Annotated in this window: 18 protein-coding genes; 10 read left to right on the top strand and 8 right to left on the bottom strand. The window is 69.9% G+C overall.

The genetic code is table 11. From position 1 onward, the window contains the following. Window positions 1-6: 6 nt before the first annotated feature. Window positions 7-1,461, top strand: a complete 1,455-nt coding sequence (locus tag LzC2_RS09250; RefSeq protein ID WP_171186134.1) for a DUF1501 domain-containing protein — start codon at window positions 7-9, stop codon at window positions 1,459-1,461. Window positions 1,462-1,632: 171 nt separating this feature from the next. Here LzC2_RS09250 and LzC2_RS22815 read toward each other — a convergent pair whose 3' ends face one another. The 4 genes from LzC2_RS22815 to LzC2_RS09230 form a co-directional block, all read right to left on the bottom strand. Further along, complete coding sequence (locus tag LzC2_RS22815) at window positions 1,633-3,399, bottom strand: hypothetical protein (protein ID WP_171186132.1); 1,767 nt, start codon at window positions 3,397-3,399, stop codon at window positions 1,633-1,635. Window positions 3,400-3,506: 107 nt separating this feature from the next. Further along, window positions 3,507-5,072, bottom strand: coding sequence for an Hsp70 family protein (locus LzC2_RS09240; RefSeq protein ID WP_171186130.1), 1,566 nt, complete (start codon window positions 5,070-5,072; stop codon window positions 3,507-3,509). A 67-nt stretch (window positions 5,073-5,139) separates the two neighbouring features. After that, the gene (locus LzC2_RS09235; protein WP_171186128.1) at window positions 5,140-6,876 is read right to left on the bottom strand and encodes a hypothetical protein; all 1,737 of its coding nucleotides are present in this window, start codon (window positions 6,874-6,876) and stop codon (window positions 5,140-5,142) included. 117 nt (window positions 6,877-6,993) lie between these two features. Then, on the bottom strand, window positions 6,994-8,289 hold the full coding sequence (locus LzC2_RS09230; RefSeq protein ID WP_171186126.1) for a trypsin-like serine peptidase: 1,296 nt from the start codon (window positions 8,287-8,289) through the stop codon (window positions 6,994-6,996). Window positions 8,290-8,360: 71 nt separating this feature from the next. On the opposite strand from LzC2_RS09230, the gene LzC2_RS09225 reads away from it, so the two are divergent. The 7 genes from LzC2_RS09225 (at window position 8,361) to LzC2_RS09195 (ending at window position 16,726) form a co-directional block, all read left to right on the top strand. Then, window positions 8,361-12,077 (top strand): LamG-like jellyroll fold domain-containing protein, encoded by a 3,717-nt coding sequence (locus LzC2_RS09225; RefSeq protein WP_171186124.1) that lies wholly within the window; start codon window positions 8,361-8,363, stop codon window positions 12,075-12,077. Between the two features lie 161 nt (window positions 12,078-12,238). Continuing rightward, entirely contained in the window at window positions 12,239-12,520 is a 282-nt protein-coding gene (locus tag LzC2_RS09220) for a hypothetical protein (RefSeq protein ID WP_171186122.1), read from the top strand. 104 nt (window positions 12,521-12,624) lie between these two features. Continuing rightward, window positions 12,625-13,224 carry an RNA polymerase sigma factor gene (locus LzC2_RS09215; RefSeq protein WP_171186120.1) on the top strand — a complete coding sequence of 200 codons (600 nt, stop codon included), beginning with the start codon at window positions 12,625-12,627 and terminating at the stop codon, window positions 13,222-13,224. Between the two features lie 8 nt (window positions 13,225-13,232). After that, a complete protein-coding gene (locus LzC2_RS09210; RefSeq protein ID WP_171186118.1) occupies window positions 13,233-14,210 on the top strand; it encodes a hypothetical protein in 978 nt (325 codons plus the stop codon). Window positions 14,211-14,344: 134 nt separating this feature from the next. Next, on the top strand, window positions 14,345-15,343 hold the full coding sequence (locus LzC2_RS09205) for an AAA family ATPase (protein WP_171186116.1): 999 nt from the start codon (window positions 14,345-14,347) through the stop codon (window positions 15,341-15,343). Window positions 15,344-15,365: 22 nt separating this feature from the next. Continuing rightward, entirely contained in the window at window positions 15,366-15,794 is a 429-nt protein-coding gene (locus tag LzC2_RS22960) for a four helix bundle protein (protein WP_171186114.1), read from the top strand. 92 nt (window positions 15,795-15,886) lie between these two features. After that, window positions 15,887-16,726, top strand: a complete 840-nt coding sequence (locus LzC2_RS09195) for a DUF58 domain-containing protein (protein WP_206678638.1) — start codon at window positions 15,887-15,889, stop codon at window positions 16,724-16,726. Between the two features lie 26 nt (window positions 16,727-16,752). On the opposite strand, the gene LzC2_RS09190 is transcribed toward LzC2_RS09195, so the two are convergent. Together LzC2_RS09190 and LzC2_RS09185 are read right to left on the bottom strand one after the other, a co-directional pair. Then, window positions 16,753-17,283, bottom strand: coding sequence for a hypothetical protein (locus LzC2_RS09190; protein ID WP_171186109.1), 531 nt, complete (start codon window positions 17,281-17,283; stop codon window positions 16,753-16,755). A 158-nt stretch (window positions 17,284-17,441) separates the two neighbouring features. Continuing rightward, on the bottom strand, window positions 17,442-18,686 hold the full coding sequence (locus LzC2_RS09185; RefSeq protein WP_246254887.1) for a trans-sulfuration enzyme family protein: 1,245 nt from the start codon (window positions 18,684-18,686) through the stop codon (window positions 17,442-17,444). Between the two features lie 89 nt (window positions 18,687-18,775). Between LzC2_RS09185 and LzC2_RS09180 the strand changes: the two genes are divergently transcribed. Both LzC2_RS09180 and LzC2_RS09175 read left to right on the top strand, forming a co-directional pair. Then, window positions 18,776-19,417, top strand: coding sequence for a Uma2 family endonuclease (locus LzC2_RS09180; RefSeq protein WP_171186106.1), 642 nt, complete (start codon window positions 18,776-18,778; stop codon window positions 19,415-19,417). 3 nt (window positions 19,418-19,420) lie between these two features. Further along, complete coding sequence (locus LzC2_RS09175) at window positions 19,421-19,780, top strand: hypothetical protein (RefSeq protein ID WP_171186104.1); 360 nt, start codon at window positions 19,421-19,423, stop codon at window positions 19,778-19,780. A gap of 31 nt (window positions 19,781-19,811) precedes the next feature. Here LzC2_RS09175 and cysK read toward each other — a convergent pair whose 3' ends face one another. Both cysK and LzC2_RS09165 read right to left on the bottom strand, forming a co-directional pair. Next, window positions 19,812-20,750: a cysteine synthase A gene (gene cysK / locus LzC2_RS09170; RefSeq protein ID WP_171186103.1), complete on the bottom strand. Its 939-nt coding sequence runs from the start codon at window positions 20,748-20,750 to the stop codon at window positions 19,812-19,814. 44 nt (window positions 20,751-20,794) lie between these two features. Next, window positions 20,795-22,690, bottom strand: a 1,896-nt coding sequence (locus LzC2_RS09165) for a trypsin-like peptidase domain-containing protein (protein WP_206678636.1), incomplete at its 5' end; no start/stop codon positions are given.

Below are 22,690 nucleotides of genomic sequence, written 5' to 3'. Positions count from 1 at the left end.
CTCGCCGTGACGCTGTTCATTGATCCGACCCTCCCCGAGCCGATCGCCCGGCGGACGTTGCTGAAAGGACTCGCCGCCGCATCAGCGGCGGCGTGGGCGTCGGGGCCGGTCCGGTCGCTGCGGGCGGGGGAATCGGACGTCGAACAGCCGGAACCGAAGGCCGACGCCTGCATCCTCCTGTGGATGGCCGGCGGGATGGCCGCCCCGGAGACGTTCGATCCGAAGCGTTACGCCCCCTATTCAGAGGGGCTGGCGATGAAGGACGTGCTCAGCACGTTCCCCGCGATCCCGACGAGCGTCGACGGCGTGGAGATCTGCGGCGGGCTGGACCGGATCGCCGGGGTGATGGACCGCGGGACGCTGATCCGCTCCGCGGTGCAGCCGGACCTCGGCAGCATCCTGCACTCACGGCACCAGTACCATTGGCACACCGGCTACGTCCCGCCGCACACGGTCGCCTGCCCGCACATCGGGGCGTGGATGGCGAAGACGCTCGGTCCGCGTCGCGAGGTGATGCCCCCGTTCATCAACATCGGGCAGCGGCTCGAAGGCGTGGGCGAGAAGGAGGAACTCAAGGCCTTCACCACCGCCGGTTTCTTCGGCAGCGAGTACGGCCCGCTGAACCTGCCGTACCCCGAGCAGGCCGCCCGGTCCGTCCGCCCGCCGGCCGGGATGACCGGCGACCGCTACGCTCGTCGACAGCGGTTGTTCCGCGACCTCGTCGACCGCAGCCCGCAGCGGGACCGGATCAGCGAGGACAAACGCGACTCCCTGCTGCGGTCGATGGAGAACGCCCACCGCCTGATGAGTTCCAAGGAGCGGGAGGCCTTCGACATCGAGCGGGAGCCGGCCGACGTCCGTGCCGAGTACGACACCGGCCGATTCGGGCGGGGTTGTCTGCTCGCCCGGCGGCTCGTGGAGAACGGGGCCCGATTCGTGGAGGTGACGACCGAGTACGTGCCGTTCCTGCACTGGGACACCCACGACGCCGGTCACGAAACCGTGGCCCGGATGCACGGCGAGATCGACCGGCCGATCGCCCGGTTGATCCTCGACCTCGAAGAACGCGGCCTGCTGGACCGCACGCTGGTGATCGTGGCCTCGGAGTTCAGCCGGGACGCCCTGATGGAGGGGCAACCGGGGTCGGACGCCAGAGACCAATCGCGGGCGAAGGTCGACCGTATCACCGAGGAACGTCACTACGGCCTGCACCGTCACTTCACCGGCGGGAGCAGCGTGCTGATGTTCGGCGGCGGGATGAAACGCGGCTTCGTCTACGGCCGCACGGCCGACGAACGGCCGCTCGTCGCGGTCGAGAACCCGGTCTCCGTGACCGATCTGCACGCGACGATCATGACCGCCATGGGCGTCAGCCCGAAGACGGGGTACGAGGTCGAGGGGCGGCCGTTCTACGTGACCGAGGACGGCGCCGGCCGCTCCGTCGACGCCCTCTTCGCCTGACGGCTCGCGTAGGCCCGACCTCAACGACGCACGCCTGAGCGATTCGGCGTGCCGTCGTCGCGAGCCTTCATCCCGGGCTGATGTCGCAGCGCCCCGCGGACACCGTGCGTCGTTCTTCGGGGCGACCGGATCGGAGGGCGTTCGGTCTCGCCGCCAAACGAGAGGGACGAATCAGCGATCGACCGGTGCGGGGGCGCTGGCCGCCGGGAGGTTCCAGAGGCGGATCTCGCCGTCCCGCGAAGCGCTGATCAGGCGCCTGCCCTCCGGCGTCAGGGCGAGTTGTTCGACCGCGTCCGCGTGGCCGGTCAGGGTGCGGTCCTCGCTGCCGTCGGATAGATGCCAGATCCTGATGCGGCCGTCGCTCCCGCCGGTGATCGCTCGTCGTCCGTCCGGCATCGGCAGCAGGCACAGCGCAGGGCCGGCCCCCTCATCGGGGACGAATAAACGATCGGCTCGGCCCGCGGAGAGATCCCAGGTGCGGACAGGGCCGTCCGCCGACGCCGTGATCGCCCGGCGTCCGTCGGGCGTGACCGCCAAATGTTCGACGGCTCCGGCGAGTGCGGACATCTCGGCTTGCAGTCGTCCGGTTCCGAGATCCCAGAGCCGTACGGCGCCGTCCTCTCCGCCGAAGACCGCCCGCCGGCCGTCCGGCGTGAACCTCGCGACGGCGATCGCTCCGCCGCCGCCCGCGAAGAATCGCTCTTCGACGCCGGTCGCCGCCTCCCAGAGCCGCCCGGTTCCGTCATCGGACGCGCTCAGAATTCGGCGTCCTTCCGGGCTGACGGCCACGTCGTTCACCGCGGCTCCGTGCCCCGTCAGCACGATCGCGCGACCGCTGTCCAGATCCCAGACGCGCACGGTGCCGTCGACGCCGGCGCTGACGGCTCGCTGGTTGTCCGGCGTGGTCGTCAGATCCAGGACGGCGCCCTCGTGGCCCAGCATCCAACCGGTCATCTCGCCGGCGTCGGCGTCCCAGCGACGGAGCGAGCCGTCGTTCGACGCGAACACGGCTCGCGTGCCGTCCGGCGTGATCGCCAGGCCGGTCAGCGGGGCGCCGGCGGGGTAGATTTCACGTTGCTCCCCGGTCTCGCCGTCCCAGATACGCAGGGTTTGATCCCGCGAAACGCTGAACGCCCGCCGACCGTCCGGCGTGACGGCCAAGCCGGTGACCGGCCCCTCATGGCCGCTCAGGACGAGCGGCGTCATCCCCGGTACGGACGGGGGCGGCTCGCTCGATCGCGATTCGTTCGAGGCAGGGTCCGCAGTCGTGAGTACGGGCGTCGCGCCCTCCGCGGCCTCCTCGGGGGACGCAGACGAGACGATGCCCCACACGATGGCCGACGCTCCGATGACCGCGGCGACGACCGCCGCCGGAATCGCAGCGGCGGGAACGCCCCGGCGCCGGCGCGGTAAACGCGAGACGCGGGTCGCGCGGCGAGGCGAGGCGGGTTGCCGTTCGGGTTCGGGCGGTTTCTCTCGGCGTCGGGACGAGCGGTGGGGGGACGGGGCCCCATCTGTGACGCTCGCGAAAACCGGCGCCGGCGGCGGCTTGCGCTTCGGGCGCCGCTTCGAGGTCGAACGCGGGATCGGCTGCGTCGACTTCTCCCGCGAGCGCAGCGTGCGATCGTAGGCGGCGCGTTTCTCCGGGTCTTTCAACACGCCGTGGGCCGCGGCGACGCGGTTCAACAGCGCCTCGGAAAGGGCCGCTCGTTCGCCCAGTCCGAACCCTTTCAGCAGTACGATCCGGGCGTCGGCGGCGTTCCCGATCACTTCGGCGTCGGACTCGAACGGGTCGATCCCGAGCAGGCGATAGTGCGTCGGCGGTTGCTCCGCCGGAGAGATCCCCAGCCATTTGTGCAGCGGATCGAACGCGGCGGGGTCGGCGGGCACGGACGGGGCGAGGGGCGAAACGACGGGGGGGACGAACCAGGCGGCCACGAACTAAGCGGCGACGAAGCACGATCGATCGTCCTCAGCGGGCGACGCGATTCAACTCCTGACGCGACCCGCCGGTTCACGGCTCGTGCCGATCGGAGACCGCGGACTCAAACCGCCACGCCGTCGTCCCGCACGAACGTCCGCCAGCGGGCGCGGTCGTCGTCCGAGAGGCCGGAGTCCCGCTCCAGCGTCGCCTCCGCCACCTTGCCCTGTGCTTCCGCCCGCACGCTGAGGGTCGCGGAGGCGCTCATCCGCAGCGTCACGGAGACCGGCACGGGCTTGGTCGCGTCGGTCGGCAGGCCGTCGACCACCACGGTGCCGACCGGCTGACCGTGCCGGCCCGCGGCGTCCGCCCCCTCGGTCACGTTCACCGTGACGACCGCCTGCCCGGCGCGGACAGTGCGGAACTGCATCGATTTCTCCGCGGGGATCGAGGTGTTCCCGGGGATCAGCACATGCGTTCGTTTCTCTTTGGTGGTGGGGTCGGTGACCTCCACGCCGATCGCGTGAGAACAAACGTCCGCCACCGACAGGCCCGACGTGGACTTCGGCGGGATCGGCCGACCGGCCTTCTTCGCGGCCCGGCGGGCGGTGCGGTCGCGGAGCAAACCGGCCATCACCGCCGCCCCGTGCGCCACGGCTTCGTCCGCGGAGACGGAGGCGTCCGGCTCCAATCCGCTTTCCTGCTGCAATGCGGTTTTCACCTGCGTCATGCGGCTCGATCCGCCGACCAGCAGCACCCGGGTCAGCTTGTCCCAGGACATACCCGCTTTCTTCAACACCTGCTTGCTGGTGAACAGCGTGCGGGCCAGCAGGTCCGAGGTTAGTTCTTCGAACTGCTCCCGCGAGACCGGAATGCGGGCGGCCTGGCCCAGATGCTCGACCGTGACGGTGGTGGAGGAGAGCGCCGTCAGCGATTTCTTCGCGGCCTCCGCCTCGCGCAGCAGGCGCCGCAGGCCGGACGGGTCGGTCCGGGGATCCAGGCCGTGCTTCGCCTTGAACGCCTCGGCGAGATAATCGGCGAGACGGGCGTCCCAGTCGGCGCCGCCCAGCAGCACGTCGCCCTCGGTGGCGAGCACCTTGAAATCCAGCCCCTCGATCCGCATCGCCGTCACGTCGAACGTGCCCCCGCCGAGGTCGTAGACCAACACCTGCTCCCTCTGCTCCGCGGCCCCCTCGGCGTTCAGGTAGCCGCGCCGGGTGCCGAACGCGACCGCGGCGGCGGTCGGTTCGTTGATCATCTCGGTGACCTTTAGGTCCGCCAGATCCGCCGCATCCCGGGTCGCCCGGCGACGGCGATCGTCGAAGAAGGCCGGCACCGTCACGACGGCCCTGTCGATCGGTCCGCAAACGGCTTCGGCGTCGCGCTTCAACTGGGCCAGAATCAGGCTCTGCAACGCCTCGGGCGGGTACGCCTTCCCGCCGAGTTTCTTGGAGAACGCCGCTTTCCCCATGTCGCGTTTGACCAGTTCGGCGACGCGGTCCGGCTCCGCGACGGCGGCCCGCAGCGCCTCGGTCCCTACGATCGCCCGCTCCGGGTCCAGCAGCACCACGCTGGGGGTCGTGCGGTCGCCCTCCGCGTTGGGGATCGTCTCCGGCCGACCGTCCGGCCCCAGCCAGGCGACCACGCTGCGGGTCGTCCCCAGATCGATTCCGACGGCGGGGGCGGGCATACGCGGCAAGAACTTCGAAGGATCGACGGGCGGGGAAAGGCCGGGCGAGAGCGAACCGGCGGGAGCGTCAGCTTTCGGGGACGTAATCCGGGCCGTAGTCAAAGTGTTGGTCCGGCTGACTGAGCACCTCGCCGGCGGCGTCGATCGCGCGACCGACGTTGCGAAGCTCTTCCAACTGGGCTTCGCCCGCGTAGCGGGCGCGCAGGTGGGACGGCAGGTCTTGGGCGTGACCGTCCCGTTCGATCACCGCCAGATCCTGCCGGGCCAACTCGGCTCGATCCGCTTCGTCCTCCGCGATGAGCCGGCGCCACGCCAAACGGTCGGCTCGTTCGCTGTCCTGCCGGTTCTGGGTGGCGGCGATCTCCGCGTCGACCGCGGCGAGGGTTGATTGCGCCGCGGCGAGGGCGGCGTCGTCCCGGGCGGCGGCCTGAAGCGTGACGAGATTCCGGTAGTACGCCCGCAGGCCGTCGTACAGTTGCCGGTAGATCAATTGATCCTCGGGGTCGTCGGAGCACTCCTGAAACTCCAGCCCGGAGGCGTGCATATGGGCGACCAGATGAATCGCGGAGTCCAGCGTGCCTTCCGTTTGCCGATTGCCCATCGAACTGTTGGCGTAGCGGCCGACGGCGTAACGCAGCGAGAGCACTTCCCGTTCGGCCTCCTTCAGATCGCGGACGGTCAGCGGTCCCCATCGTCCCGCGGGGACCCCGGTGACGCCGACCTGCGCCGCCGCGGCCGCATCGCCCAACCGCACGACGCGCTGAAAGCTGATCGCCTTCTGCACTTCGTATTGCAGGTCGTCCACCGCCTTCATCAGACGAAACAGAGCGTCATCGACGCCCGGATCGCGGGGGTCGGCGTTCAACGCCCGATCGCGGGCCTCGTCCACCCGCGCCAATTGCGGCCCGAAGCCCAGTCGCAGCGTCCGCGACCAGGTCGGCGGCAGGACGGTCTCCCGGATCACGCCGTTCTCCGAGGTGAGGCTCGTCATCACCGCCGCGCCTTTCAGGCCGACCTTGGCGAAGTTCACGCGAGTCAGGGCGCGAGGATTGATTCCCACGTCGTCCGTCAGCGTGCGGGCGACTTCCTCCCGCACCTCCCGGTCCACCGGATCGTCACCGGGCGCGGCCTGCAAACCGTTCAGTAGAAACAGGTGCTCCGAGGCGGAGGGGCCGAGCAGGTCGAGGTAGTAGTTCAACGCCCGGCCCGAGACGATCGCCCCGTTGGCCAGCGGGGAGCCGGCGTTCAAGCGGCTGGCGAATTGTTCCCGCACCGTTCGCAGCCGGGTGACGGCGTACGGCTCCTCCGCCGGGCCGACCACGACCCGCGGCCCGAACGTCCGTCCGTCCGCCTGTTTCAGGATCTCCGGGCTGGTCTGCGAAACGTCCCGAACCGGGGCGAAGTCCCGCGACGCCCACTGACTGACTGCGAGCCGCTGTCGCTCTCGCTGCACGGCCACTTCCGCAGCCGGGCGAGCGCCGCCCTCCAGGACATCCAGTTTCCCCTGGGTCGCCGCTTCCTGTTGAGCCTCCGCGGCGGCGACTTCCTGCATCACGGCGGCGACGTGATCGCGGAGTCTTTCGCTCTCGGAGACGTACGCTTCCAGTCGCGCCGCGGCCAACTGGGCGGACTCCGCCTCGATCGCGCTGGGGAGCGGCTTGTTCGCCCACATCGAGCGATCCTGAGGCATCGCCCACGCCGCGGGGGCGCCGTTTAGAACGGCGGGGCCGCCGCCCGACAGCGCCAGACCGACGAGGGCCGGGGCAAGCATCACGCGGCACGGCGAAGCGGCGGAGGCGAACATCGTGAACGCTCGGCGGGGGGACGGCGGGAACGCGGGCGTCTTCAGCGGGAAGCGGACCGGGACTCCGTTGCGGGACACGCTCTCGCCGCAAGATACACGACCGCCGAGGGGGCGTGGTCACTCGCCCGGCAGATCGGCCAGACGATCGGCGGGAACCACGGCCAATTCCTCTCCGCCGGCCGCCACCACGCCGATCAGGCGACCCGCTTCGTCATAGACGCCGGAGCCGACCACGCCCGGCATCGCGTTCTCGAGGGCGACGAGGAACGCGGGGAAGCCCGGCTCGCCCTCGGCGTTGCGGTCCGCTCCCCCCGCTTCCGCGGCGAGTTCGAAGGACTCCGGTTCCGGGTTCAGCGCATCGACCGCGGCGGGGGCGTCCTCGGCGCCGCCGACCCGCCACCCGCGGATCGTCACCGGCGAGCCCTTGCGGAATCCGTCCGTCGGCGCCCCGGCGACCGCCGGCGTGATCGGGATGCCCTCCGCGAGATGCAGGACGGCGACGTCCGCCGCGATACTGGCTCGGGCGTTCGGAGCGGACGCATCGTAGCGCGGGTGCAGCGTGATGCGTTCGACCGCGACCCCGGCGGCCGGCAGCGCGGCGCCGAAGACGCGGACCTCCTCGTCCTCCTCGCTGGCGAGAATGCGTTGCAGATAGCCCCCCGGTCCGCCGGCCGTCGCGAGTGTCCGCGGGCCGATCGCCGCCGCGGAGCAGACGGGATATCGGTTCCCGGACCGAACGCCCCCCACCCACAGCACATCGCCCTGCGCCACGGCGGAGGGCGAATCTGCGTCGTCGTCTCCCCCGAGCAGCCACGCGGCCGCGACCACGGCGAGCGCCCCGAGCGACAGCGCCGCGACCGCACAGCCGGCGATCGTCGGGACGAGCCACCGCTTCGCGGACGGCTTCGCCGGTTGGGGGGAGGAGGCGATCGAGGCGTCGTCGTCCGCTCGACCCGGTGGCGGCGCAGTCGAACTGCTGGGACTCTCGACGCCGGCCCGCTCGTCGGGATCGGCGCCGCGCCGGCTCTTGCTCTCCGGGGAACTGGCGACGGCAGCGCCGCCCGGGGTCGCTCGTTCGCCGAGGAACCCGACGGTGTGCCCGGCGAACTCCAGCGCGTCGCCGGGGGAGAGCCAGACGGTACGGCCGGACTTCTCGCCGACGCGCACTTCCGTGCCGGACGCCGTCGCCATCCAGCGACCGGCGACCTTCCGCAGAGAGACCCGCGGACCGCCGCGGGCGTCGCCCAGGGGCACGTCCGCCGACTTCCCGTTCGAGGCCGGTCCGCCGAGAACGACTTCGTCTCCGTCGAATTCCCGGACCCTTCCGTCCTCGGTCTGCAAGCTGATCATTGCGGACGACGTGATACGGGCGGCGACTTTGATGGGAGGCCTGCGCACAGAGCTATCAGGCATTCCCCCGGACGGCTGAGAGGGTATCGTCGGGGTCGACCTCGCGACAGTCCCGCCCCCATCCGCCGCCGCACGTGTCTGACGCAAACGTCGAGTTCGCTCCCGCGTTCGACCCCCTATACAAGTGGCTGGCGATCCCTCCGGCGGAGCAACCGCCGACGCACTATCGCCTGCTGGGGCTGGCGCCGTTCGAGTCCGACGTCGAGGTGATCGGGAACGCGGCCGACGCCCGCATCGTGTTGTTGAAGGGGTTCGGCCTGGGAGAGCACGCGGCGCTGTCCGAGGACTTGCTGAACCGCGTCGCCGCGGCCCACGGCGTGTTGAAAGATCCTGCGAAACGGGCCGCCTACGACCGAACGTTGCGGAGGAAAGCGGCGGCGCCGGCCGGGACGCCCGGCGAACCCCAAACCGAGGCGCTCGCGGGACTCCCCGGCGACAGCGGAGCGAACGCCGAGGCACCAAAGAGCGCTGACGAGATCAAGATCGACGTCGCCGAGGGCAGGCGGACCGGCGAGATCAAGCAGCCAACGCGTGCCAAGACCGCCGCGGGAGCGGGACCCGCCCCTCGGACGCGGCTCGTTCTCGGGCTGGCCGGCGGGGGAGCGGCGATCGCGGGACTGGCGGTTCTTCTCGTGCTGGCGCTCGGCGGGGACGGCGCCGACGACCCGGGCGGCGCCGACCGTCCCGCCGAGACCGGCGTCTTGGCCGCGTCCCGACCGGTAAACGACGAGGCCCGGCGCCCGGTCGCCGACGCCGACGGCAGTGATGGTGTGGTCGACGACGACGTCCCGGGCGATCGCCGGAACGAGTTCTTCGGAGGCGGCCCGAGAAACGCCTTCAACAACGTCCCCGCGAACGTCCCCGCGGGTATTCCCGGCCCCGACGGTATTCCCGGCCCCGACGACGACCCTGACGACGACCCTGGCGGCCGTAACGGCGGCGATTCGGGATTCGATGCGGTCGGTGCGGCGGTCACGCCGATGCAGCTGCGCATGGATGCGCCTCCCCCGCGCGCCCTCGATGACCCGCCGGCCCTCAATGGCCGACCGCCCGACGTGACCGCGGCGGCGTTCACCTCGGACGGCGGTCTCGTCGTCAGCGGCGCCCGGGACGGAGCGATCGTCGTGCACGACACCGGCGCCGGCTCCGTCGAACGGTTCCTCTATGGATCCAACGGCGGCGTGCTGGACCTCGCGGCGCTGCCGGACGGGCGATTCCTCGCCGCCTGCGGCGACCATCACCTGAGGATCGTCGACGCACGAACCGGCCAGGAAGAACGAGTGCTGAAGGGGCACTTCGGTCCGGTGGAACACGTCGCCGTCGATGCCGACGGCCGTCGCGCGGTGAGTACGGACGGCCTCCCGACGGCTCGGGTCTGGAATCTTCAGACCGGGGCGGAGGAACGTGTGCTCGATCATCCCGGGCAACCGGCGGTCGCCGTCGCCGTGACCGCCGACGGCGAGCGCGCGATCACCGGCACGGCCTACGGACCGATCTACGTTTGGGATCTCGACACCGGTCGTCCGATCCAATCGCTCTCCGGTCACGCTGGCCCGATTCGGGGGCTGGCGGCCGCCTCGGACGGTCGGCGGGTCGTCAGCGTGGGCGAGGACGGGACGCTGCGGGTCTGGAACCTCGACACCGGTCGGGAGGAACATCTGCTGCAGACCCCCGGCCCGGTGAGCGTCGCGGTCACCCCCGACGGCCGGTACGCCCTCACCGGGCACGAAGAGGGCTCGGTTCAAGTCTGGGATCTCGCCGCCGGTCGTCGGGAACGGACGTTGCCCCGGCAAGGGGGGGCCGTTCGCACGCTCGCCGTGTCGCCGGACGGCGCTCGTCTCGTGAGCGGCGGCGGAAACCGGGGCGTGCAGGTGTGGGATCTGTTCGAACCTCACCCGAATCCCCGGGCGCTCGCCGGCCAGACGGCCCCCGGGCGCGGCTTCGGCGGATTCGGCGGTGCGCCCCACGATCCCTCAGCCGCGGGAGCGCGCTCGGGCGTCACGCCCCCCGTTTCGCCCACCGGGCGCTGGGCGGTGCGTTTGGAGGACGGCGGCTACGTCGCCACGTCGTTTATCGACGGCGATGTCGTGGACGGCGCCGACGAGATCACGTTGGAGATGTACGTCACGCCGTTGGGCGGCGCAGGGGGGCCGCAGACCGCAATGACTCGCGGATTCGGGACGTTACGCGGGCGGACGTCCAACGGGATGGACCCGGTCTCCGCCCTCCTGAGCGCCGCCCACCGGGACGGCGGCATGGGGCTGGGGGTCGCACAGGGGCGCTATCAGTTCATGCGATACAGTCGCTCCGGGCATGTGCATTCGACGTTCGGCGAAGACTTGGTCATCGGCCGACGGGTCCATCTGGCCGGCGTCTGGAACGGCGCCGGGCTGCGCGTCTTCGTGAACGGCGTCCCCGGGGACGCCGTTGCGGCGCCGGGTTACAAACCGTCCGGCGAACCGTTCTTGATCGGCGCCACACCCGACGCCGCCGGGAACCCGGAGTACTTCACGAACGTGGAGGTCGAGTCCGTGCGCATCACCCGGGATGCGCTCTACTCCGTGCAGTTCGATCCGCCGGAGCAGTTCGACGTCCTGCCCGAGACCGTGCTCTGTCTGGCGTTGAACGAGGGCGAGGGGCGTGACGCCTCCGACTCGTTCCCCGACGCCGCCCCGAGCCGTATCACCAATGGCGGATGGGTTCCGGTGGCCGACATGCCGGCGCTCGCCGAGTCCGACGGGACAGACGCCGACGGGACAGACGCCGACGGGACAGACGCCGACGGGACAGACGCCGACGAAGCGACGTCGTCCGCCGGGGAGGACGGGGAGGCGACCCCGGTCGCTGCGGCGGTCGCGGCCGGGACGAACCGCGGGCCGATGCGGGTGCGGTCCGATCCGCCGGCGCCGCGGACGCTGTCCGAGAACCGTGAACTGGTGTGGCGTCTGTGCGTCATGCCGGACGGCAGAACCGTGGCGTGCGCTTCCGCGGACAAAGCGCTGCACCTGCTGAACCTCGAAACCGGCGCCGAAGAACGGTCGTGGCCGGCGATGCTGAATTGGGGGTCGGACGTTTCGGTCACCGCGGACGGGACGCGAATCCTCACCGCCGCCGTGAAGGACCGGGCCACCGTCTGGAACGCGGCCGACGGTGAAGCGACGCAGACTTTCCGCGGGCACGACGACGAGGTGCTGGCGGTCGCGATCTTTACGGGCGGGCGACACGCGGTTTCCGGCAGCGCCGACGGCAAGGTTCACGCCTGGAACGTCGCCACCGGCGCGGGAGAGTCCGAGTTCGACGATCACGAAGGCCCCGTGACCGCGGTCGCGGCCGTTCCGGACAAGCCGCAGGCGGTCAGCGGATCGGTGGACGCCACGGTACGCGTCTGGGATCTGAAGGCCGGTCGGCAGCAGAAAAAGCTGAGAGGACACCAGGAGGTGATCGTCGATCTCGTCGTCACGCCCGACGGGCGCCGCGTGATCAGTGCCTCGCGGGACGACACGTTGGGGGTCTGGAACCTCGCCACGCTCCGCGGGGAACGCACGTTGCGCGGCCACACGGACGACGTGACCGCGGTGACCGTGACGCCGGACGGCCGGCACGTCGTCAGCGGGTCCGACGACGGAACGATGCGGATCTGGGATCTCGCCACCGGCGAGTCGGTACATACGACGCCCAAACTGGAGTACGGGCTGCTGGACGTCGCCGTCACACCGGACGGCCGCCACGTCGTCAGCTCTTCCCAGGACAAAGTGGTGCGGGTTTGGGATCTGTTCGAGCCAGCCCCCTGAGCCGAGCGGGCCAAGGGGGACGGGCAGGACCGGCGGACTCTTCCGAGTCGCGGCTCAAAACTTTCTCGATCGCGGAGAAGCAGGTCGGCGGCGGCGCCGTATTGCCCCGCGAGGGGGCCGAACGCTCCCCGCGTCCCAAGCCCCGATCGAAAGTCTCTCCGATGTTCGCCCGCCTGCTCTCCGCCGCCGCGCTCGCCGCCGTGCTGGCCGTTCCGCAAGTCGCCGCCGCCGGCCATTGCTCGGGCGGTTCCTGCTACGACTCTGGGTACAGCGACCACGAACCCTGCCGCTACGAGTGGGTCACCAAGTACCGCACCAAGCTGGTGACGAAGTACAAGCACGTCGTGAAGTACGACCACTGCGACGAGCCGTACCTGGCCAAGGTCGCCTACCGGGCGAGGGTCCGCGTGCCGTACCGCGTGCGGGTGAAGGTCTGTCACTGAGCGGCGAGCGCCGCGGCGCTCGCTTCGGGGCCTTGGAAACGTGGACGGTTGCGGGTCGAGCGTGGGATCGGGAGTCTCCCGGCCCCGCCGTTCTTCCCGACGCCATGCCCGACTCCGGCGAACACCGCTCCCCCAGCGACGCCCTCGCCGCGGCCGCAGCGTCCGGAGATGCGGCGGCCTGGTCCGATCTGGTCCGTGCGCTCTCCCCCCGGCTGATCGGCTTCCTGCGATCACGCGGCCTGCGTCCCGCGGAAGCGGAAGACGTTGCTCAAGATGCTTGGGTGCGGGTGCTCGATCGATTTGACGCCTACGACCGCGACCGTCCCTTTCGCCCGTGGCTGTTTCAGATCGCCGTGAACCTGTCCGCCGACCGCGGCCGGTCCGACGCCCGCCGCATCGCCCGGGAACGGCACGTCGCTCAGGAAAAGGACGGCGCCGCCGAAGCGACCGACGCCGCCCCGCACGCGGGGATCGAGCGTCAGGAGACCGCCCGGGCCGTCGCCGGATGCCTGGAGAAACTGTCGGAGGTCGAGCGTTCCTGCCTCGGCCTGCGCTACCGTGAAGGGTTGAAGAACCATGAGGTCGCGGACCGCCTGGACGTACCCAAGGGGACCGTCGACGGAGCGTTCTCACGCGGTCTGAAAAAGATGTCCGCTTGCCTGTTGCACGCCGACGGCGACCTTTCCCCCGGCTCGCACGCCTGACCGATCCGATGAACGCCCCCTTTCTCCTCGAAACGATCCCGGACGCCGCCCCGGCCCGCGGTCCGTGGCTGGACAGCGTGCTGGTGGGCGATGACCTCGACCGGCTCGTCGCGGAGTTGGACGCGTTGGGTTCCGCGGTCGCCGCCGAGCGCGCTCCCGTCGCTCAAAGCCCGGAGGCGGAATTAGACGCCCTGCTGGGGACGCACCGTTCGACGGCGTTGGCGGACGGCCTCGCTGCCGCTCCGGCGGAGACGGTCGAGACGCTGCTGACCCGGCCGGAATTGCTGCTGGCGTTGCGAACGCTGGTGCTGACCGAGGGCGGGCCGCACTGGGACGCCGTGGCCAGCGACGACCCCGCGCTGCGAGCCGCCGCCGACCGCGTCGTCGCGGCGGTCAAGCAGCGGACGGGCGAGGCAGGCGAGACTGCCGCCGCACAAGACCTTCCGATGCCGGCGTCTGCCGTCGCCCCGACCGACGAACGAAGCGAACGGAAACGGTCGTGGGGCACGGCGGTCCTGACGGGCGTGGCGGGGCTGGCGTTGGGGCTGATCGCCGCGTTCTTCCTGACCCCCGATCCCGCGGCGCCCGGACCTGCGGGGCCGGCAGCCGTCGCATCGATCGGTTGGGGCTGGGCCGGACCGGAGGGGCTGCCCGCCGCGGACGACCCCCGCGCATACCTCGACGGCTTGGCGGACGAAGCGGAGGAGTGGTTCAAGAAGCGCCCGGAAACCGACGCCGCGGTGGCGAAGCGAATCGGCGAATTCCGCGCCGGGTGCAGCGTGCTGATCCTCGCGGAGCACCCCGCCCTGCCCGACGACGCGGCGGACCGTCTGCGGGAGAAGTGCCGGTTGTGGGCCTCCGCGCTAGACGAGCAACTCGCCGCCGTGGAGGCGGGCGAGCCGCCGATCGAGGTCCGCGGCCGCACTGACGAAACCGTCCGCAAGCTGATCGTCGCGCTGCGGGGCGACGCGATTCTCGCCGCCTGACGTTCGGTCTGGGGCGGTCGGGTTCGACGGGGCGAATCGGGCGGCCACGGACTCGGTCGCACCCGCCGAACGCGGTCGGTAAACCGTGCGGACCGGTCGTCGCGTGCGGCGACCCGTTGCTTGCGCCCCGGCTCTTGCTTACCGCCCCGACCGAGGCGGAACTCAAGGACGCGCTAGACGCGTTTCGGGCGGACTTCGCCCGGCTGCGGGAGGAGGTCGGCCGCGTGATCGTCGGGCACGGGCCGATCGTCGACGGGACGCTCACCGCGTTGATCGCCGGCGGGCACGTGCTGCTCGAAGGCGTGCCCGGCCTCGGAAAAACGCTGCTGGTCAACACGCTGGCGAACGCGCTGTCCGTCACCTTCGGCCGCGTGCAGTTCACCCCGGACCTGATGCCCGCGGACCTCGTCGGCACGAACGTCGTGCTCGAGGACGAGACCGGCCGCAAGAAATTCGAGTTCCAGAAAGGGCCGATCTTCGCCCATGTACTACTCGCCGACGAGGTGAACCGGGCGACGCCGAAGACGCAATCGGCGTTGCTCGAAGCGATGCAGGAAAAGTGCGTGACCGTCGGCGGAACGACGCACAAACTCCCGGCGCCGTTCCTCGTGCTCGCCACGCAGAACCCGCTGGAAATGGAAGGTACCTATCCGCTGCCCGAGGCCCAGCTCGACCGGTTCTTCGTCAAGTTGCTGGTCGAGTTCCCGACCGCCGCGGACCTCGGCGAGATCCTCAACCGCACGACCGCGACCGACGTTCCTTTCGCCAAACCGGTGCTGGACGGCGACCGCGTGCTGGCGATGCGGGATTTGGCCCGGCAGGTGCCGATCGCGAACGAAGTGCGGGACCGGGCCGTCGCACTGACGCTCGCCACGCACCCCGGCCACCCGTCGGCGCCGGAGGCGGTGAAGAAGTACGTGCGATTCGGCAGCAGCCCCCGCGGCGCCCAGGCGATGGTGCTGGCCGCGAAGGTGCGAGCGATTCTCGACGGCCGCTTCCACGTCGCCAAAGACGACCTGCACGACGCCGCGCCCGCGGTGCTGCGTCACCGATTGATCCTCGGCTTCGAGGGGCAGGCGGAAGGCGTGAAGGCGGACGACGTGATCAGTGAGGTGGTGAAAAGTGGAAGGTAGAAGGTTGCAGGGAGAAGGCCTCATGGGCGGCACGCCGCCAGAGGATCGAGGTGCGGCTCGTCGAACCCGTGGGCCGGTTCGGCGATTCGAAGACCTCGAAGTGTGGCAGGAGTCACGGGTATTGGCCCGCGAGGTCTATCGGTTGGCAAGAGAGACGCCGCTCGGCCGAGACTTCAAACTTCGAGATCAAATGTGCGACGCGGCGGTGTCCGTCATGTCGAATATTGCGGAGGGATTTGAGCGAGACGGCGACCGCGAGTTCCCGCACTTTCTCTCCATCGCAAAAGCGTCTTGCGGGGAGGTGCGGTCGCAGAATTACGTCGCGCTCGATATCGGGCACTTTTCCGACGAAGAGTTTGCAGCACTGAGATCCCGCTGCGAAAGGATCAGCCGGATGATCGCGGCCCTGCGTACCGCCGTCCTCCGTCGACGCTCGGATCCGCCGCGTTAGGTATTCCTCCACCTTCCACTTTTTACCTTCCACCTTCCACCTTTCACCTCGTGCCCCTTTTTCCCCCAGATTTCCTCGACCGGCTCGAATATTTGTCGCTGCTGAGTAAGCGAGTGTTCGCCGGGCAGTTGATGGCCCAGAAGCGGACACGTCAGTTAGGTAGCGGCGTCGAGTTCGCCGATCACCGGCAATACGACCCCGGCGACGACTTCCGGCACCTCGATTGGAACCTCTACGCTCGCCACGGCGAGTTGTTATTGAAGCGGTTTCAGGAAGAAGAGGATCTGCATATTTATCTGCTGCTGGACGCCTCCCGCAGCATGTCGAGCGGAACGCCGCCGAAGTTCGATCTGGCCCGCCGGGTCGTCGCGGCGCTGGCATACATCGCCTTGGCGGATCTCGATCGCGTGGCCGTCGTCGCGTTCGCCGGGGGCGTGGTCGAAGAGTTCCCGCTGACCCGCGGCAAGGGCCGCATCCTCGCGCTGCTGCGGTTCTTAGAGAATCTCGACGCGGGGGGGACGGATACGAACCTCTCGAACCTCGTCGGCGAGTTCCTGCTCCGCGGTCGGCGGGCCGGGTTGGCGGCGGTGGTCTCCGACTTCTACGACCCGGCCGGCTTTCAGGCGCCGCTGTCGAAGCTGCGACACGCCGGCCACGAACCGCACGCGGTGCAGTTGTACGACGCGAAAGAGGCCGATCCGGGTTTCCTCGGCGACGTCGAACTGACCGACGTCGAGACCGGCCGCACCGAGAAACGCACCGTCACGGAGAAGGACCTGCGGCGGTATCGCGAGGCGTTCGACGGATTCCAGAAGGAACTCGCCACGTTGTGCAAAGGCCGCGGCTGGGGGCACACCGTCAGCCGGGCGGACGCCCCGTTCGACGACCTCGTGTTGGCGATGATGCGCGGGGCGAATCTCGTCTCGGGATGAACCGCGGGGGAACCGGCGGAACGCCGCTACGCGGCGAGTTTTTCCCATTCGGCCCGCACGCGGCTCAGGCCGACGCCGCAAACCTCAAACTCGTCCGCCAGCCGCAGCAGCACGGGGCCGTCGGCTTCGTCCGGGGGACCCTTGACCTCGGGGAATGACTGCGCGGCCGTCCGGTAGGCCGCCTTGCCCAGCAAGGCGACGTTCAGCAAGGCGTCCTTCGTCCCGGGGCGGCGCAATCGCTCCGGGTAGACGCCGGTGTAGAACAGCGCGACGTCGCCGGCGTGGCGGAACCCATCGCGGCGGGGGCGACCCTCGCGGCAGTCGGCTTCCTCCAGCATCCCCGCGACCTCCTCGATCCGGGCGCCGGAGGGCGTGCGAAGCCGGAAAACGGCGTCCAGCTTGCTGAACCGCGTGAGTAAGTCGCCGAGGTAATCCGTCAGCGACGGGTCCGCGACGCCCAACTCCGTCTGGAAGGTGCTTTCGACCAGCCCGGCGAAGAATCGCCGGAGGGCATCCGCCCCGGAAACGATGGGGGAACGAGACTCTGGACTCGACATCGGCGGGTCTCCGGCGGAGGACGGACGCTGGGCAAAAGCCTTGATGACGGAACGCGGCGGGCGCAGCTTTCACCGTAGGACCGAACCGTGGGGCTGGTCAACGTCTGTTCCGGCGCTGGAACGCTGAGGCTCTGCGGAGCCTCAGCGTTATGACGGGCTTACGCGTTCGCGCTGGCCGCTTCGAGTGCTCCGCCGATGTCGGCGATCAGGTCGTCGGCGTCTTCGATGCCGATGGACAGTCGAATCAGGTGTTCCGTGATCCCGCCGGCCCGACGGGCCTCCTCGCTCATGCTGGCGTGGCTCATCAGCCACGGGTACTGCCACAGGCTCTCGATCCCGCCGAGGGATTCCGCGAGCATCACCAGCTTCGTCCCAGTCAGCGTGTCCTGGGCGAACTTCGCGTCGCCGGCGGTCTCGAAGGAGATCATCGCCCCGAAGCCGTCCTGCTGGCTCTTCGCCAACTCGTGGCCCGGGTGATGCGACAGGCCGGGATAGTAGACCCGCTCGACGGCGGGGTGATCCTGAAGGAATTGCGCCACCTTGTGCGCGTTCTCCTCGTGCTTCTGCATGCGAACGCCCAGCGTCTTCACGCCCCGCAGCGTGAGCCAGCAGTCGAACGGGCTGCCGCCCAATCCGCAGGCGTTGCAGGCGAAGGCGATCCCCTTGGCGTACTCCTCCGACCCGGTCACCACGGCGCCGGCGATTACGTCGGAGTGGCCGTTGATGTACTTGGTGGTGGAATGCACCTCCACGTCCACGCCCATCTCGATCGGCCGTTGCAGCGCCGGGGAGAGGAACGTGTTGTCCGCGATCGTGAACAGCCCGCGGTCCTTCGCCAACGCGACCAGCGCCCGCACGTCGTGGACGTTCATCAGCGGGTTGGAGGGCGTTTCGATCCAGAGCGCCCGGGTGTTCTCCGTAACGGCCGCTTTGACTTCCTCTTCGTCGGACAGATCCACGAACGACACCCGCACCCCCCGCGTCGGCAGCACGTCGTGCAGCAGGCGGTAGGTGCCGCCGTAGATGTCCCGACCGGCGATCAGGTGATCGCCGCTGTTGAGCAGCATCGTGGCGAGATCCACCGCGGCCATGCCGCTGCACGTCACCCGACAGTCGACGCCGCCGCACAGGCTGGCGATGTTCTCCTCGAGCGCCCGGCGGGTGGGGTTGGCGCTGCGGGTGTAGTCGTAGCCGCGGTTGGTCCGCACGTCGTCCCAGACGAACGTGCTGGTCGGGTAGATCGGCGTGGTGGCGCTGCGGTACTGGCCATCCTTATCGACGCCCGTATGCACCGCCCGGCTGTCGAAGCCGTACGCGGAGTAATCGCGTCCGGCGGGCGGATTGGTGTGGGGGGCGGAGTCGGCCATCGAAATCGTGCGGGTGGAGCGGTGCGAGCGGGGCATTGCACCGGCGAACCGCCGCCTCCGCAATGCGGTAGACTGGACGCAGCCCGTTCGCCCTTGGTTCACGACCCCTCGGTTCACGTCGTCCCATGAACGCCGTCCTCTCGCCCACCGTGATCGATCCTCCGCTCTGGCCGGACGATCTCGATCCCGACGCTCCGCCGCCCGTGCTGCCTCTGATGACGCGGGACGAATACCTCGCGTTCGACCGATCCGCTCTGGAACTTCGCTACGAATGGATTGAAGGAAAGGTCCGATTAATGAGCGGCGGCACGCGGAACCACGGACGGACTTCGTCAAACTTCGCCCGCCTCCTCGGCAACCTATTTGCCGACCGCCCGCTGACCGTGGTCAGTCAGGGAACGCGCACGCACGTGCCTGACGGCGCCTACTACTACCCGGACGTGGTCGTCGAGCCGACCGAACCGCCGATCGTCGCAGGGTTGGAAGACTCCATTACCGCCGCCCTCCTGATCATCGAGGTCCTCTCCCCTTCCACCGCTCGAACCGACCGGGTGGAGAAGCGACGCGAATACCTCCGCATTCCGACGCTCGAAAACTACCTGATCGTGCAGCCCAACGTCCGCGAGATCGTCCGCCTGACGCGCAACGGAGATCGCTGGGGGGAGAAGTCTTTCCACGACGAGGAGATCGATCTCCCGCGGTTCGACGTCGCGCTGCCGATGGACGCGATCTATGAAGACTGCACGCCCGGCGAGCGGATCGACTGACCGATGGCCCGCATCTGGACCGAACCCCGCCCGCCTTCTCCGAACGAGCCGTCGGCCTCGGAGCCGGTGACGATCCACGTCCGGGTCTGCGGCTTCACGTTTCAATTCGGCACGGCGGCTCAGTTGGACAGGACGCTCGCCTTCTACCGCGAGAAGATCCGCCCCAGTTCCCGTTTGCCGGCCGACTACCGCATGCCGGGCGGTTGGTCGATTCCGATCGCCCACGACGAACAACGCTGGTTCGAACGCCTGCCGCCGCGGTTGCTGACGAACGAACATCGCCCCAAGGTCGTTGCGGCGCTGGAGCACGCGACCGCCGTGGCCCGCGGGGAGGCTCGACCGAGCCGCACCCCCGGAGCCTGACGGTTCCCTTCGCTCTGCCCGCGGTCGTTCGTTACGCCGCGTCGCGGATGTCTTCGAACAGCGGGGTGCTCATGTAGCGCTCGCCGATGTCCGGGAGGACGACGACGATCGTTTTGCCGGCGGACTCCGGCTTCTCCGCGACCTTGATCGCCGCGGCCATTGCGGCGCCGCAGCTGATGCCGCAGGTGATGCCCTCTTCGGCGGCGATGCGTTTGGCCATCTCGAAGCTCTCCGCGTCGGTGACCTGCACCACTTCGTCGACGAGGCTCACGTCGAGGTTCTTCGGAATGAAGCCGGCGCCGATGCCCTGGATCTTATGCTTGCCCGGGGAACCGCCGGAGATGACGGGGCTGCCCTCCGGCTCCACCGCGACGCTGTGCAGCGGGGTGTTCTTCTCCTGCTCCCAGTAGCGGCTGACGCCGGTGATCGTGCCGCCGGTGCCGACGCCGGCGACGAGGATGTCCACCTTGCCGTCGGTGTCCTCCCAGATCTCCGGGCCGGTCGTTTTCGCGTGGATCTCCGGGTTTGCCGGGTTGTCGAACTGCTGGGGGAGGAAGGCGCCGGTTTCCTCGGCGATCTCCGCGGCGCGGTTGATGGCGCCCTTCATCCCGTCGGCGGCGGGCGTCAGTTCCAGCTCGGCGCCCAGCGAGCGGGCCATCGCCCGGCGTTCGAGGCTCATGCTCTCGGGCATGCAGAGCGTCAGCTTGTAGCAGCGGGCGGCGCAGACGAACGCCAGCGCGATGCCGGTGTTCCCGCTGGTCGGCTCCACGACCGACATGCCCGGCTTGAGCACGCCGCGCTTCTCCGCGTCCCAGATCATGTTCGCCCCGATCCGGCACTTCACGCTCAGGGCCGGGTTCCGCCCCTCGATCTTCGCCAGCACGGTCGCCTGGGTGTGGGCGGCCAGCTTGTTGATGCGAACCAGCGGCGATTTGCCAATGGCCTCGGAGTTGTCGTTCAGGATCGGCACGGGGGGGCGCTCCGGCGGTTCGGATTGAAGGGATCGAGCCGGGATTATCGGCGAACCCGCCGCGAGCGACAAACGACCGGCCGACAGAAGCTCCGCGGGGCGTCGCCCCGCGTCCGGGCGATTCCGTTGCCGAGCCGCAGCGGCGCCGGCGATTGCGAGCCGAGCGGCGCCGGGCGGGGCGCGAGCGGCTGGTAGAGGCTCGTCTCGACCGCTCCACCGGCCGCGTCGCCCTGCAGCAGGGCCAACGTCCGCTGGGTCGCCTGATTGATGACGACGATTCGCGTCGGGCCGCCCTTCGGACCGAGCGGGCGAATGATGCAGGTGATCTCCGCCCCGCCGGAGGCGCCCAGGGCGTCCGCGACCGCCGCGGAACTCGCCGGGGTGGAGGCGGGGATGCCCGGGTCCGCGGATGCCGTGCGAGCGACCGGAACGGTCGGATCGCCTTCCTCAAACAAGGCGTCGAGCATCGCGTCGGTCGCGGGATCGTCGGCGGAGGGGAAGTCCTCGGCGTCGACCGCTTCGGTGCCGGCGAACTGTTCGTCGGTCGTCGCGGCGCCCGGGGAGGGGATCGCCGGCGGGGCCTTCAGGGCGGTCAGGCCGTGCTGGTCGAGCAGTTCGTTGATCGGCTCGATCGCGGTGTAGATGCCCTCGGGCGGATCTTCGCTGCGGCTCCAGACGACGCCCATCAGCCGCCCCTTCGAATCGAAGCAGCCGCCGCCGCTGCGCCCGAGCTGCGGCTGGCCGGTGCAGCTGAAGTTCTTCGGACCGGCGTAGGCCGGCACCCGCTGCACGACGTGGTTCTGTCTGGTCGGTTCCTTGCCGCCGTCGCAACCGACGCTGACGACCCGGTCGCCCGGCGCCAGTCCCGGCGGGGCGAGGGCGCTGGCGGGCAGCACCTCCGGGCAATCGATCGCCAGCAAGCCGACGTCGCTGGTCTTGTCGAATCCGATCAGCGTCGCCGGCCAGGACCGCGGGCGGCCGTCGGCGAAGGTTTCGACCTCAATGCGTCCGCCGGGCTCGTGGCTGCGGAAGATGTGTCCGCAGGTCAGCGCGACGGCGCGACCGGGGCGGGAGGCGATGATCGTGCCGCTGCCGTAGTTCAGGCCGGCGTGGTCGAAGACCTGAATGCGAACGACCGTCTTCATCGGGTCGCGGTTCGGCGAGACCGGCGGGGCGTCCGTTCCGGGGCTGTCCGTCCCGGAGGCGCCGCTGCGGGAGGTCGCGGGGGAGGCGGGATCGGCGGAGGCGAAGTCGGCCGGGTCGGCGGCGGCGAACGGGTCGTCGATCGTCTTGGGGCCGTCTTCGGCCGACTTTTTCTTGAACCAGTCGAAGAAGCCGCCGCGTCCCTCGTCCCGGGCGTTCGCGTCCCGGCCGGCAGTCAGTTGGAGCGGGATGTCCGAGGGCTCGACCGGGCGGCGGGGCGTCTCCGGGCGCCGCGGGGGTTGAGAGCGTCCGGCGTCGCCGCGGTCGGCCCGGGCGATCATGGCTTTGTTCGCGGTCAGGGCGGCGTCGAGCCGGCTCCGCAGGCGCTGGGCGACGCCCAACCCGTCGCCGCCAGGCACGCCGCTGCTGCGCCAGGTCTCCTGGCCGTTCTCTTGCAGCACGAAGGTCGGGGCGCTGTTGACCCGGAACTGCTGGGCGAGGTCCGGTCGGCTGTTCAGATCGACTTTGAAGACCGGCAGGCCCTCCGCCGCCATCCGTTCGACGTACGGGCGGATCGTCTGGCAGGGACCGCAGTTGGTCATCGTGAACCAGATCAGCTTCACCCCGCCGGTCTGCTGCCGGGCGGCGGTGTGGTCCGGGGGGCTGACGCGAACCGGGGCGGTCTGCTCCGCGAGCGGCGCCGGCGTCAGGGCGTCCTCGAGGCGCTCCGCGGCGAGCGGGTCGGTCGCGGCGTCGGCGAAAGCCGGCGAGGAGCTCGCACGCACCGAGTCGTCGAT

This window comes from Alienimonas chondri (assembly GCF_013036045.1).
Taxonomy (GTDB): Bacteria; Planctomycetota; Planctomycetia; order Planctomycetales; family Planctomycetaceae; genus Alienimonas; species Alienimonas chondri.
The sequence above is the reverse complement of the archived record's forward strand: the minus strand, read 5'-3'. Positions and strand labels throughout refer to the sequence as shown.